12 protein-coding genes are annotated in these 12,969 nt (G+C 40.3%); 4 read left to right on the top strand and 8 right to left on the bottom strand.

Annotation, left to right across the window (positions count from 1 at the left end):
• Positions 1-121: 121 nt before the first annotated feature.
• Both EJ103_RS09600 and EJ103_RS09595 read left to right on the top strand, forming a co-directional pair.
• The gene (locus tag EJ103_RS09600) at positions 122-1,396 is read left to right on the top strand and encodes a sugar MFS transporter (RefSeq protein WP_126007387.1); all 1,275 of its coding nucleotides are present in this window, start codon (positions 122-124) and stop codon (positions 1,394-1,396) included.
• Complete coding sequence (locus tag EJ103_RS09595) at positions 1,396-3,948, top strand: glycoside hydrolase family 3 N-terminal domain-containing protein (RefSeq protein WP_126007385.1); 2,553 nt, start codon at positions 1,396-1,398, stop codon at positions 3,946-3,948. The genes EJ103_RS09600 and EJ103_RS09595 overlap by 1 nt, the downstream gene beginning before the upstream one ends.
• A gap of 50 nt (positions 3,949-3,998) precedes the next feature.
• Here EJ103_RS09595 and EJ103_RS09590 read toward each other — a convergent pair whose 3' ends face one another.
• Entirely contained in the window at positions 3,999-5,174 is a 1,176-nt protein-coding gene (locus tag EJ103_RS09590) for a GGDEF domain-containing protein (protein ID WP_126007383.1), read from the bottom strand.
• A gap of 130 nt (positions 5,175-5,304) precedes the next feature.
• Entirely contained in the window at positions 5,305-6,198 is an 894-nt protein-coding gene (locus EJ103_RS09585; RefSeq protein WP_126007381.1) for a TIGR01777 family oxidoreductase, read from the bottom strand.
• A gap of 170 nt (positions 6,199-6,368) precedes the next feature.
• On the opposite strand from EJ103_RS09585, the gene EJ103_RS09580 reads away from it, so the two are divergent.
• On the top strand, positions 6,369-7,403 hold the full coding sequence (locus tag EJ103_RS09580) for an AI-2E family transporter (RefSeq protein ID WP_024033443.1): 1,035 nt from the start codon (positions 6,369-6,371) through the stop codon (positions 7,401-7,403).
• 110 nt (positions 7,404-7,513) lie between these two features.
• Here EJ103_RS09580 and EJ103_RS09575 read toward each other — a convergent pair whose 3' ends face one another.
• From EJ103_RS09575 to EJ103_RS09555, 5 genes are all read right to left on the bottom strand, one after another.
• The gene (locus EJ103_RS09575; protein WP_126007379.1) at positions 7,514-7,918 is read right to left on the bottom strand and encodes a hypothetical protein; all 405 of its coding nucleotides are present in this window, start codon (positions 7,916-7,918) and stop codon (positions 7,514-7,516) included.
• Positions 7,905-9,242 (bottom strand): ATP-binding protein, encoded by a 1,338-nt coding sequence (locus EJ103_RS09570; RefSeq protein ID WP_004586805.1) that lies wholly within the window; start codon positions 9,240-9,242, stop codon positions 7,905-7,907. The genes EJ103_RS09575 and EJ103_RS09570 overlap by 14 nt, the downstream gene beginning before the upstream one ends.
• Complete coding sequence (locus tag EJ103_RS09565; protein ID WP_004586804.1) at positions 9,236-9,910, bottom strand: response regulator transcription factor; 675 nt, start codon at positions 9,908-9,910, stop codon at positions 9,236-9,238. The genes EJ103_RS09570 and EJ103_RS09565 overlap by 7 nt, the downstream gene beginning before the upstream one ends.
• 3 nt (positions 9,911-9,913) lie before the next feature.
• Entirely contained in the window at positions 9,914-10,177 is a 264-nt protein-coding gene (locus EJ103_RS09560) for a PepSY domain-containing protein (protein WP_121637587.1), read from the bottom strand.
• A 155-nt stretch (positions 10,178-10,332) separates the two neighbouring features.
• The gene (locus tag EJ103_RS09555) at positions 10,333-10,635 is read right to left on the bottom strand and encodes a YciI family protein (RefSeq protein ID WP_126007377.1); all 303 of its coding nucleotides are present in this window, start codon (positions 10,633-10,635) and stop codon (positions 10,333-10,335) included.
• Between the two features lie 186 nt (positions 10,636-10,821).
• Here EJ103_RS09555 and EJ103_RS09550 point away from each other — a divergent pair, with 186 nt between their 5' ends.
• Entirely contained in the window at positions 10,822-12,246 is a 1,425-nt protein-coding gene (locus tag EJ103_RS09550) for a sodium-dependent transporter (RefSeq protein WP_126007375.1), read from the top strand.
• A 70-nt stretch (positions 12,247-12,316) separates the two neighbouring features.
• On the opposite strand, the gene EJ103_RS09545 is transcribed toward EJ103_RS09550, so the two are convergent.
• Complete coding sequence (locus tag EJ103_RS09545) at positions 12,317-12,958, bottom strand: CPBP family intramembrane glutamic endopeptidase (protein ID WP_024033448.1); 642 nt, start codon at positions 12,956-12,958, stop codon at positions 12,317-12,319.
• Positions 12,959-12,969: the final 11 nt, after the last annotated feature.

Raw genomic sequence — 12,969 nt, 5'->3', positions numbered from 1 at the left:
CTTACATTTTTAGATTAGTGTTAATTGATACGAAGGTCAACTCTTTAATGTTGCTGGGTTACACGGCAATTTTTAATCACGACTTTTGCATTAATTTATAATAATAAATTGCGGAGAGCCCATGGCCAGTTCAGCACCACTGACGACACACACACAGTCGCAAAACTTCCAAGATAAAAACTATGGTTTTGCATTAACTTCTTTAACTACTTTATTTTTTATGTGGGGATTTATTACCTGCTTAAACGATATTTTAATCCCGCATTTAAAAGCGGTGTTTAACCTAACTTATGTTCAGGCAATGCTGGTTCAGTTTTGTTTTTTTGGCGCTTATTTTTTAATGTCACTGCCAAGTGGCTATATAGTTAAAAAATTAGGGTATAAAAAAGGCATTGTAGTGGGGTTACTTATAGCGGCATGTGGTTGTGTACTTTTTTACCCAGCCGCGGCGCTACATAATTACCCAGTATTTCTGTTTGCTTTATTTGTTCTGGCAAGCGGTATTACCTTGTTGCAGGTTTCTGCAAACCCTTATGTAAGTTTATTGGGCGCCCCTAAAACAGCGTCTTCTCGCCTTACCTTAACGCAAGCATTTAATGCGCTAGGCACTACGGTTGCCCCTACATTTGGTGCATTTTTGATTCTTGATTCTGCTTCTGAAGCGTTTTTAACACCGGCACAAAATGCAGAGTCGGTACAACTTCCTTATTTACTATTAGCAGGCATGCTTATTTTATTAGCCGGTATTTTTGCGTGGCTTAAATTGCCAGACATAATGAATGAGCAAAAAGAAGCCGCTGAAAAGTCAGAGACAATTGAAGGTAGTGCATGGCAGTACCGCCACCTAACACTCGGTGCTGTGGGTATATTTATGTATGTAGGTGCAGAGGTTGCGATTGGCAGTTTTTTAGTTAGCTTTTTAGCACAAGAAAATATTGCCGGATTAAAAGAGCATGTTGCCGCTCACTACATCACATATTATTTTGGTGGAGCTATGGTGGGGCGTTTTATTGGTGCCGCGGTAATGCAAAAATTACCCGCTGGTAAAGTACTTGGCTTTAACGCAAGTATGGCTATTATTTTGGTGGTTATTGCCATGAGCACGTCGGGTCAATTAGCAATGTGGTCAATACTATTGGTTGGTTTATTCAATTCTATTATGTTCCCAACTATTTTTAGTTTAGCGTTAAATGGCCTTGGTAAGCATACCGCGCAGGGCTCTGGTATTTTGTGCTTGGCGATTGTAGGGGGGGCAATAGTGCCACTTTTACAAGGTGCACTTGCTGATAGTGTGGGTGTTCAACTTTCGTATGTTTTACCTATTTTTTGTTACTTATTTATCGCGTTTTATGGTTTAAGCGGAAGCAAACCAGTTCAAGCTCAGGAGACTCTATAATGAAAACCCCTTTTTCACTTAATAAAATAGCACGTGCCTCATTAATTGCATCACTAGGCATTTTAGCGGCATGCTCAAATGACGCGACAACCACTCCTGAAGCTAATAATGCGTTGTCTAAAACAGAGAAAATTTGGCCAAAACTTAATATTGCCGTAAAACAAGACCCAGAAATTGAAGCCAAAATAGCCGATTATTTAAAAACGATGACACTTGAGCAAAAAGTAGCTCAAATGATTCAACCAGAAATTCGTGATATTACCGTTGAAGATATGCGCAAATATGGCTTTGGCTCATACCTAAATGGGGGCGGTGCGTTTCCTAATGGTGATAAACACGCAACACCAATGGACTGGGTAAAATTGGCTGAAGATTTTTATCAGGCGTCGGTAGATGACTCTATCGATGGCAGTAAAATACCCACAATGTGGGGCACTGATGCGGTACATGGTCACAATAATGTAATTGGCGCGACCTTATTTCCGCATAATATTGGCTTAGGTGCGGCAAACAACCCTGCATTGATTGAGCAAATAGCAGCTATCACTGCGGTTGAAGTAATGGCAACGGGTATTGATTGGGTATTTGCACCTACAGTGGCTGTTGTGCGCGATGACCGCTGGGGCAGAACCTATGAAGGTTATTCAGAAGACCCTCGCATTGTACGTGATTATTCTGCTGCCATTGTAAATGGTTTACAGGGCAAAGCCGATGGCGACTTTTTAAGTGATAAACGTGTTATTAGTACCGTTAAGCACTTTTTAGGTGATGGCGGCACAGTCAATGGCGATGACCAAGGTAATAATATCGACAGTGAGCAAGATTTGTTTGATATACATGCCCAAGGTTATGTAGGCGGCTTATCGGCGGGAAGTCAGTCGGTTATGGCATCGTTTAATAGCTGGCATGGAGTTAAAAACCACGGCAACAAATATCTGTTAACCGATGTGCTTAAAACCCGCATGGGCTTTGATGGTTTTGTTGTAGGGGATTGGAACGGCCACGGTCAAATTGAAGGCTGTACAAACGAAAGCTGTGCACAGGCTGTTAACGCGGGACTTGATATTTTTATGGTGCCAACGGGCGCTTGGAAGCCGCTGTACGAAAACACCATAGCGCAAGTAAAAGCTGGCGAAATCAGCATGTCGCGCATTGATGATGCAGTAAGTAGAATTTTACGCGTTAAATTGCGTGCCGGTTTATTTGATAAACCAAGCCCAGCTAAGCGTCAGTTTTCGGGTAAAACTGAGCTAATTGGTGCGCAGCAGCACCGCGAAGTTGCGCGTCAAGCAGTACGCGAATCACTTGTTTTACTTAAAAACAAAAACAATATTTTGCCTCTTGATGCAAACCAAACAGTACTTATTGCCGGCGATGGAGCCGATAACATAGGTAAGCAGTCGGGTGGCTGGAGTATTACTTGGCAAGGGACGAATAACAAAAATGCTGATTTTCCTGGTGCCACGTCTATTTACGCAGGTCTTGAAAAACAAATTACTATGGCGGGTGGTCGTGCCATTTTAAGTGTGGATGGCTCATATGAGCAGCGCCCAGATGTAGCCGTTGTGGTATTTGGTGAAGAGCCTTATGCAGAAGGCCATGGCGATAGAGATAACCTTGAATTTGAGCGCGGTAATAAAAAATCGCTCGCGTTATTAAAGTCGTTAAAAGAGCAGGGTATTGCGGTTGTATCGGTATTTATTTCGGGTCGCCCTATGTGGGTTAACAGTGAATTAAATGCCTCAGATGCATTTGTTGCAGCATGGCTGCCAGGTACAGAGGGCGGCGGTATTGCCGATGTTATTTTAAAAGCCAAAGATGGCAGTATTCAACATGACTTTAGCGGCAAGCTTTCGTTTTCATGGCCTAAGACAGCAGTACAAGCAACGGTTAATAAAGGCGATGACGATTACAGCCCATTATTACCGTACGGCTTTGGTTTAACTTACGGCGATAAAAATGTATTGGCTGATAATTTAGACGAAGACTCTAAATTAGATAACTCAGCACTCACTAGTATGGATATTTTAGTTGGCGCACCGGTTGCTCCGTGGCGTTTATTACTTAAATCTGGCGATGAGCTATTAGATGTATCAAGCAGTACTCATCAACTGGGTGCACTTAAATACCGTACTGAGGATAAAACAGTTCAAGAAGACGCGCGCCAATTTAATTTTAGCGGCGAGCAAAAGGCAAGTGCTGAAATAGTCACAAGCTTTGCAGAAGATACCATTACGTATTTAGAGGCTAATGGCGTTATTAGTTTTGATATTAAACTCAATGAGCCACTAACCGATGACGTAAACCTTGCTATGACTTGTTCAGGTGAGTGTGGTGGTGCGATTGCTTTGAGTAAAATGGTTGATCAATCAATCAAAAATAAATGGCAGTCGGTGTCGGTAGACTTACGTTGTTTTGCTAACCAAGGCGTAGACTTTGCAAGCCTTACAAGCCCGTTTAGTTTACATGCAAGCAGTAAAACCTCAGTGTCGGTAGCAAACATTCAGTTTGTGCCTAATAAGGCAGACTCTGCTGGGCTTAAATGTCAGTAATCATTTTGTTTTAGTGTGTATGTCAAAGCCCTTCAATTGAAGGGCTTTTTTTATGTGCAAACCGGTTTGTTATTTATAAAAGGGTTTTGTGCAGATTCATATATAACTTTGTCGCGTCCTGTGGTTTTAGCAATATACAAGCGCTTATCTGCCGCACTAAGTAGCGATTTAAAAGAGCTTGTTTGAGTATCGCTGCATGCCACTCCTGCGCTTATTCTTAAATAAATGGTGTTGCCGTAATAGCTAAAAGGCTTGTTTTTAATGTTTTTTCTGAGGGTGTTTGCCGCGCACTGTGCCTCATTTAAAGTGCAGTGGTTAAGTAAAATTGCAAACTCTTCGCCGCCAACACGCGAGGTCACCGCGCTGTTAGAAAAAAGCGCGGCAATATGTTGCGAAACCCATTTAATTGCCTCATCACCTGCATCGTGTCCATATTCATCGTTAACGCGCTTAAAAAAGTCTATATCGACCATAATAATGCTAAGGGGATGCTCGGCATTATTTTTATTAAATAACGTATTGGCCACTGCATTTAAACCGCGTTTATTTAATAGCTGGGTTAATGGGTCACGATTAGCAAGGGAGTTGAGCGTATGCTCTGTATTGGCAAACACTAAAAAAGGCAGCAATAGGGCGGCGCTAGTGGCAAGTATTAAGTGTACAGCCAAAGTAAATTGCAAAACAGAGGCAAAATTAAAGTTGAGCGCAGTAAAAAATGGCAACAGTAATAAAACTCCCTGTATTAGCATAACGAGTGCGTGCAGTAATAGGCAAAGCAATAGCATACGTTGTTGTAATTTTGCTATAAAGCGGGTGCTTAAAACAATATACGAAGCATACAAAAATAACCCTGCCACAGTTAAACTAACCAATACTTGCTCTAAAGCGGTGTTGTAAACTACGAGCAAAAAAACCGCAGCCACGAATAGTAAATAGCTAACTTGCTTGCATATGCTTTTATTTAAAGGGCTGAGTGCTTTTAATCCCATAATTAAAAAAAGTGGGCAAGCAATAATAAATAAACTGGTAAAGTAATGGGTAATAAACGGCCATGCAATGATCATGCGTAAGCTTGCGCATAGTATGGCGAATGTAAAGGTGGTACAAGCTAGGCCAAAATATAAAAAACTAGTTTGTTTTTTATATTGATAAATAGAGATAAAATACAGCCCAATTATAAGGTTTAAAATAAAAGAAAGGCTTATAACGGTTGGTAAGTGCAGCATAGAAAGGTTCTTTTATTATAAAACGACTATTTTAATGGAGACTAGATACTAAAGCTTATATTAATTACAGTAACCTAGCTTAAAGTAGTATTTTTATAACCTTTAGTAGGTGTATCTATGCTGAATACACCTACTTTATTAAACTTCTCAGAGCCGAATCTATATCCGTAAAATGAAAACGGTAATTATGCGCTAACGCTTTTTTGGGTATTACATATTGCCCAGTAGTGAGCAAATCAGACATTTCACCCATTAACACCTTTAACACAGGGCTTGGCATGGTTAGGGCCGCAGGGCGTGACAATGCTTTACCTAAACTTTTGCTAAATACTTTATTACTAACAGGGGTGGGTGCAGTGGCGTTAATTGGCCCGCAGAGCGACGTGTGTTTTATAATAAATAAAATCAGTTGAATCATGTCATCAATATGAATCCACGACATACCTTGCTCCCCATCACCAATGGGGCCACCTGCAAAAAATTTAAAAGCAGGTAGCATTTTACTTAAAGCGCCGCCGTTTTTGCTAAGTACAATTCCCGTGCGTAATAAGCACACTCGTGTTTTATCACTTTGCGCTTTTAGTGCCGCGTGCTCCCACTCTTTACATAGCTGATGGCTAAATTCATCATTTACATCGTCGGTGTCTTCATCTACAGGGGTATCGCCTTGGCGGCCATAATAGCCAATGGCACTACCAGATATAAATGTAGCAGGGGGCGTGCTGCAATTTAAAATAGCATCGCTGATTTGCGTAGTAAGGTTTATTCTGCTGTTTTTAATTGTTTGTTTTTGTGCCTGCGTCCAGCGTTTGTTGACGATAGGTTCGCCGGCTAAATTAATCACAGTATCAACATGGTTAAAATTAACCTCATCAACGGTGCTTACTACATCAATATTATGACCAAGCAATACATGGGCTTTGGTTTTATTTCGGCTCAGTACGGTTACTTTATGATGATGTAGCAAAAAAGGCGTTAAGTGCTTACCTATTAGGCCTGTTGCGCCTGTAAAAAAAATATGCATAAAAATCTTACCAATTTTAAGTGTACGATTTGTTTAAAATGTATACTATTTAAACTATCTTAATGCAAATTATTACGTTAACTAAAAAACAACGATCACTTTGTAAATATTTCATTTAATTAGTTTTTGCCTTACACTAAAGCGAATTTCATAAGAAAAGGATTGGCGCGTTGGCAAGTTTAACTGGCGTAAATAAAAGCTTAATAATATTTGCAGCCCTGGTGGTTGTATTAGCCGGTATTAAGGCCGCAAGTGTTATTATTATTCCCTTTATTTTGGCGGCGTTTATTGCCATTGTATGCAACCCGCTGATCACATTTTTTGGTCGCTATCGGATCCCTAAAGGGGTTTCTGTTGTTATTGTGGTGCTTATCATTGTGGGCTTAGGTGTTAGCTTAGGCGGCCTTGTAGGGCAATCCGTAAACGACTTTTCTCAGCAACTTCCTGAATATAAAGCCCAATTACAAGAAGAGTTTGTGTGGCTGGTCGATCTTGCATCGCAATACAATATCTTAATCGATAGAGATCAAATTCTCTCTATGTTTGACCCAGGTAAAATGGTTGATGTAGCCACGAATATGCTTACCGGCTTAGGTGGCGTAATGGCAAACATGTTTTTAATAATTTTAACTGTGGTGTTTATGCTTTTTGAAGGGCCTGCATTAAGCAAAAAAATTCATATGGCACTTGCCGACCCAGACAGAAAAATGGAGCAAATTGACCGCTTTTTGGTTTCTATTAATTCGTATTTGGCAATTAAAACATTAGTGAGTTTAGCCACCGGTATTATTGCAGCATTTTATTTATGGATTTTAGATGTTGACTACTTTGTGCTGTGGGGCGTGTTGGCCTTTATGTTTAATTATATTCCTAATATAGGTTCTATTATTGCCGCAGTACCAGCTGTATTGTTAGCACTGATCACACAAGGACCATTAACAGCCGGGCTTGTAGGTGCAGGGTATTTAATTATTAATACGGTAATGGGTAACATTGTAGAGCCTAAATTTATGGGTAAAGGGCTTGGGCTTTCTACCTTGGTGGTGTTTTTGTCGTTAATATTTTGGGGTTGGTTATTAGGCACTGTAGGCATGTTGCTATCGGTACCGCTTACCATGATTGTTAAAATAGCCCTAGAGGCAAGTGATGAAGGGCGTTGGGTTGCCACGCTACTTGGTACTGGTGAGTCGATAGACGATAAATAATATCAATTGGTTTTCATAGCTTAAAATTGCGTATTTGATTAAATAATTGATACAAAAAAAGCGATTAATACACAGTATTAATCGCTTTTTTTATGGGTGTTAATCCCCGTTTAAAGTGGCTTTTTAAGCACTTGAGTAAACTGTTCAATAAGTGCAAGTTCACATAATTTGTAATCAATAGCAGCTTGGCTGGCATTTGGCAGTTTTAATATATAGCGCCATTGGCAGCTTGCTTCAATATACTTTTGGTGGTTGTCGACGCTGCGCTTAAACAACATGAGTATTTGCGTATTTCCGCTTTGCTCTTCTAATTTAGTGAGTTCATATTTACGTTTTTGAACCCAAGTACCCTGATTGTATTTAGCCTGATTTATTTGGGTGTCTAAACACTGCGTATAGCGTTTAGTTTGGCTTGGCGTTGCGTTTTGCTCAAGCGTACACTGTGCTTGCGCACTGACATTAGTACTTAGTGCTAATAGGCTCGCAAGTGTGATTAAAAGGCTATTTTTTATCATTGTAATTAAACTCTAAAATAAATTGTGCGCCGCCCAAGGTGTCCGACTTATTAATCGTTAAGTGTCCGTTATAAGATTTAACCAAGTCAGAGACTATCGCCATGCCAACACCGTGGCCGCTTTCGTAAGTATCAAGGCGGGTACCACGGGTTAATAAAGACTCGCGTTTATCCTCGGGTACACCGGGCCCATCGTCACTAATGCCTATGCACAGTGTTTTACTTTGAATGACCTGTATTTCTACTTGCGAGCGACACGCTTTACAGGCGTTATCAATTAAATTACCCAGTAACTCCATTAAATCTGTTTGGTCACCTAAAAAGTAATCTTTATCGGTCACGGTACAATTAAATATAATGTCTTTATCGCGGTATACCTTGGCCATTGCACTTAAAATAGAATCAACCACAGGTTTAACTGGAGTTTGCTTTTTCCATGTGTCTGATGCGCCAGTAGCTGCACGCTTTAACTGATGCTCGATCATCACATTTATTCTATCAAGTTGCTCTTGGGCATCAGCATCATTAGCAAGCGGGCTTGATTTTAATACCGCAAGGGGCGTTTTTAATGCATGTGCTAGGTCACTTAAAGAGGCTCTGTAGCGCTCTTTTTGACGTTGCTGCGACTCTAGTAATAAGTTTAGGTCTGATTTAATTGTTTGCAGCTCTACAGGGTATAAGCCTTTAATTTCTTGAATATCGCCCGACTCAATGGCTTTTATTTCTTTATCAAGACGTTGTAACGGCCGGCCGCTCCAAATAAATCCAATTGCCATTAAACCGGCAATCGCAATACCCATTATAAACATCCAATCGACTAAGGTTTGCTTAAAGCCATCCATTAACCTTAGCAATGCATCGTTTCGTTTGAGTAATATAAAACGTGCCTGCTCAGATTGGTCAATATTATTTAATATGACCGTTAGGCTTAATTGCCAGTAAACCGCATTGTTGTAAACCACACGTCTAAAGTCGGCCGCACCTGCTTTAGGCTCTATGTACTCGGGTTTAAAGTTTACGTTTACTGCCGACTCTGAGTGCCACACAGGTACATCATCGCGGTAAATCATGGCGTAGGTATCTGAATTTAAGTTATTAAGCTCAGGCGTTAAAATTGTGCTGGGCATAATAATGCCGCGCTCAGTAAAGTCGACTTCAGAAATAAGGGAGTATAAGTGGGCTTCTAGATTTTTTTCGGTGGTTTCGACTAATGAGGCGTAATACGCTTTACCAATCGAGTAAAACAAAATGGGCAGTGCCACCAATAAAACAAAGACAAGGATAAATCCTTGCCTTATTTTAAGCGATATTTGCGATGCTACCACTGACTTTTAAGCCTGTAACCACGCCCACGTAGTGTTTCTACTGGGTTTAATGTGCCTTCAGGGTCTAATTTTTTACGCAGACGAAGTACAAATACTTCGATAACGTTAGAATCAAGATCGAAATCTTGGTCGTAAATGTGCTCAGTAAGTTCTGATTTAGAAATTACTTTTTGCGGGTTAACCATTAAATACTCAAGTACTTTGTACTCATAAGCAGTAAGGCTAAGTTCTTTGTCGTTAACCCAAACTTGTTGCGAGCGAGTATGAATTTTAATTGGACCCGCTGTCATTTCTGGGTTTGCTTTACCCGCACTGCGGCGAATAAGTGCGTTACAACGCGCAATTAATTCTTCAACATGAAACGGCTTGGTTAAGTAGTCGTCGGCACCTGCGTCTAGGCCTTCAACTTTGTCTTGCCAGCGGTCGCGCGCCGTTAAGATTAAAATAGGGATCGTCACGCCTTGTGCACGTGCTTTATTGATTAGCTCAATACCGTCAATTTTTGGTAAGCCTAAATCAACCACCGCCATATCTAGCGGGTACTCTGTAATATGGAATAGGCCAGCTTCGCCATCGTGACATAAATCAACACTGTAACGTTCTTTTTCTAAAGCATTACGTAGGTTGTCTGCTAAGTGTAAATCATCTTCTATAACTAAAATTCGCATTTGCTAATCCTTTTTCACTTCGCCGGTTTTTTTATTTATATGTAAATCAACGACGTGGCCGTCAGATTTGAGTATACGTACAGTATAAAATTTTGCTTGTTCTGTAATTTTTAAGGTTTTACCGTCAGTTTCTTCTTTTGCAAGTATTACGGCTTTCTTTTTGCTGATCTCAGTTTTTTTAACTGCTTTGGTAACAGTCGTACTTGCGTGTACGGCGCCACTGACGCTAATACAGGCAATTAAACCAAGGGTTAATAATACACGCATGACGGGAACTCCTAGATCAAACCCAGCTATTCTAATTAACTAAGCTACTAAAACTCAAGTAAAAACGTCCAATATGCGCTTTTACGTTCGCCAGCTTAATTAATTAGCAGTGAACCAACCCTGAATTAAATAACGTTTTAAATTCAGGGTGTTCGTTACGCTGGTAATACTTTTTTATATGGTTTTACAACGGTGTTTGCGTAAACGCCGGCTGCAACGTATGGATCAGCTGCTGCCCATTCACGTGCTTTTTCAAGTGAATCAAATTCGGCAATGACTAATGAACCTGTAAATCCAGCATCTTGCGGGTCTTCACTGTCGATTGCTGGCAGTGGGCCGGCAACAAGTAAACGGTTTTGAGATTCAAGTTCGCTTAAACGTGCTAAGTGGGCGGGGCGGGCTTCTTTTCTAAGCGGTAAGCTGTTTTCAACGTCGGTTGAATAAATCATGTACAACATAGTAATTCTCAAAAAAATGTTAAGTTTAATAACGCAAATACTAGCACAACGTTGATAGTTGGTGAACAAATTACCGTTAAAGCTAGGTTTACAGTTATTAATTATTTTTAGTGTGTAATTGCTTGAAAAGCGCGGCACAACACTGGTAGAGTCGCTTGAATAACTTAAAAATAACAAGGTTAATACATGAGCAATAATAGAGAGCATTTTAGCTCCCGTCTTGGCTTTATACTGGCTGCAGCAGGTTCGGCAGTGGGTATTGGCAACTTAGTAGGTTTTCCTGTGTCGGCAACTAAAAATGGTGGTGGTGCATTTTTACTTGTATACGCTTTGTTTGTTGCTTTTATTTGTTTACCGGTAATGATGGCTGAAATGGCCATGGGTCGTAACGCGCAAAAAGATCCACTTGGTTCGTACAAAGCGCTGGCAAATAACGACAAAAAATGGAAGTTTGCAGGCTTTTTGGCTGTATTAACGCCGTTTATGATTGCCGTATTTTACATGGTTATTACCGTGTGGATTTTTGGTTACTTAAGCCAAACCGCCATGGGTAATTTAGATGCATTGGCAGATCCGAGCCATTTTGGCAGCTTTATAAATAGTTACACTGTTTTTGGCTACATGGCTGTGGTAGTTATTATTGTTAACCTTATTTTATTGGGTGGGGTTAAACAAGGCATAGAAAAAGCCGCTAAGTTTTTAATGCCGGCTTTATTTGTTATGTTGCTCGCCCTTGTAGCGTATGTATTAACGCTTGATAACGCCATGGCTGGTGTTAAATATTATGTTATTCCTGATTTTTCTAAAATGAGCGCCAGTGTGCTTAATGGTGCACTAAGCCAAGCGTTTTTCTCACTATCGCTAGGTATGGGCATTTTAATGACGTACGCCTCTTACATATCTAAAAAAGATGACATTGTTGGCAGTGCAAAGATGGTGGCTATTACCGACTCATTAGTGGCATTTGTTGCCGGTTTAATGGTTTTACCGGCAATATTTAGTTTTGATCCTAATACCGACCCCGCCGCGCTTTCTGACTCGTCTGTATCGATGATATTTGTATACTTACCTAAAATTTTATTAGCACTACAAAATGATATTGGTTACTTTGGCGCGTCTGCAGTGGCGTTTTCGTTCTTTTTATTAGTGTTTTTTGCAGCGATTACTTCGCTTGTATCAATTGTAGAAGTACCTACAGCGACCCTTAGCGACCGCAAAGGGATCAGCCGTAAAAAAGCCTTAGGTATTTTAACGCTAGCCACAGGTGTGTTAACTATATTATGTACTATGTCGTTTGGTATGGTTGATAGCCTAACGTCGTTTACTAGTTACGGCAGCGGTAATAAAAGCTTTTTTGATATTGTTTATGATGTATTTTACGACACTATATTGCCACTGAATGGTTTAATGGTGTGTTTATTTGTTATGTACCGCTGGAAAAAAGCGCGACTAACAGATGAGCTAAGCCAAGGCTCGCCTAAATACGCTGGTAGCTTTATGGAAAAATACGTTAACTTTTCACTTTCTACGTTTATTCCGGTTATTTTATTAGCCATATTTATAAACACAGTAGCGACTAAGTTTTTTGCCTTTAAGTTATTTGGTTTTTAGACTAAAAGAAAGTTGCCAAAAGCCGCGTATTAACGCGGCTTTTTTGTGTTTAATTTGCAGCCAAACGTTGTTAGCTGATAGCTCCTGAGTCTAATGAACTGCCAATCCCCAGTGTAAACATCCACAATCCCCATAAGCTATGTTCTATTACACACACTATGGTTGAGCGGCTTTGCGCGTAGGTAAACGAAAATAATAACCCGCCTAAAAATGCTAAGCCTACAGCCACCCAATTGGCATACACAATATGGGCAAGGGCAAACACCGTTGCGCTTACCACTATACGCACTCTTTTTTTGGGCATAATGCGTTTATAACGATGAAAAAAGTAGGTCCTGAAAATTAGCTCTTGTGGTAATACCGACAGCAGCGGGTATAGAAGCAGTAAAAGTAACCAGTTATAAAATGAGTGCAGCGGCATACTAAACCAGTTTTCTTGGTGAATAATGCCGTAAAACACGCCTGAAAAAAGCGCTCCTAAAAAAAAGAAACTAAATAAACGGCGCTTTACCGCAGAAAACTGCCCCAGGCTTGTAAGTCTAAATCGCTTAAAGTGAGGGTCGTTCAGTAGTAACATGCAGCACACACTCATTAAAACAATCAGTGCGGGTATTAGCCAGTTAGCTAGGTAACTGCGAAGGGTAAAGCCTATTAAAGGCAATAAAACAAATATTAGGGTAAATTCAAACCAGCGGTATTGATTGGCGTTCAAGGTCGTCTCTG

Origin of the sequence: Pseudoalteromonas sp. Xi13, assembly GCF_003952205.1 — a bacterium.
Taxonomy (GTDB): Bacteria; Pseudomonadota; Gammaproteobacteria; order Enterobacterales; family Alteromonadaceae; genus Pseudoalteromonas; species Pseudoalteromonas atlantica.
The sequence above is the reverse complement of the archived record's forward strand: the minus strand, read 5'-3'. Positions and strand labels throughout refer to the sequence as shown.

Excerpts from the sequence above, each read along its gene's own strand:
- EJ103_RS09565 (WP_004586804.1), bottom strand. The coding sequence starts at position 9,910 with ATGCGAATTTTAGTTATAGAAGATGATTTACACTTAGCAGACAACCTA.
- EJ103_RS09560 (WP_121637587.1), bottom strand. The coding sequence starts at position 10,177 with ATGCGTGTATTATTAACCCTTGGTTTAATTGCCTGTATTAGCGTCAGT.
- EJ103_RS09550 (WP_126007375.1), top strand. The coding sequence starts at position 10,822 with ATGAGCAATAATAGAGAGCATTTTAGCTCCCGTCTTGGCTTTATACTG.
- EJ103_RS09555 (WP_126007377.1), bottom strand. The coding sequence starts at position 10,635 with ATGTTGTACATGATTTATTCAACCGACGTTGAAAACAGCTTACCGCTT.
- EJ103_RS09590 (WP_126007383.1), bottom strand. The coding sequence starts at position 5,174 with ATGCTGCACTTACCAACCGTTATAAGCCTTTCTTTTATTTTAAACCTT.
- EJ103_RS09600 (WP_126007387.1), top strand. The coding sequence starts at position 122 with ATGGCCAGTTCAGCACCACTGACGACACACACACAGTCGCAAAACTTC.
- EJ103_RS09585 (WP_126007381.1), bottom strand. The coding sequence starts at position 6,198 with ATGCATATTTTTTTTACAGGCGCAACAGGCCTAATAGGTAAGCACTTA.
- EJ103_RS09575 (WP_126007379.1), bottom strand. The coding sequence starts at position 7,918 with ATGATAAAAAATAGCCTTTTAATCACACTTGCGAGCCTATTAGCACTA.
- EJ103_RS09595 (WP_126007385.1), top strand. The coding sequence starts at position 1,396 with ATGAAAACCCCTTTTTCACTTAATAAAATAGCACGTGCCTCATTAATT.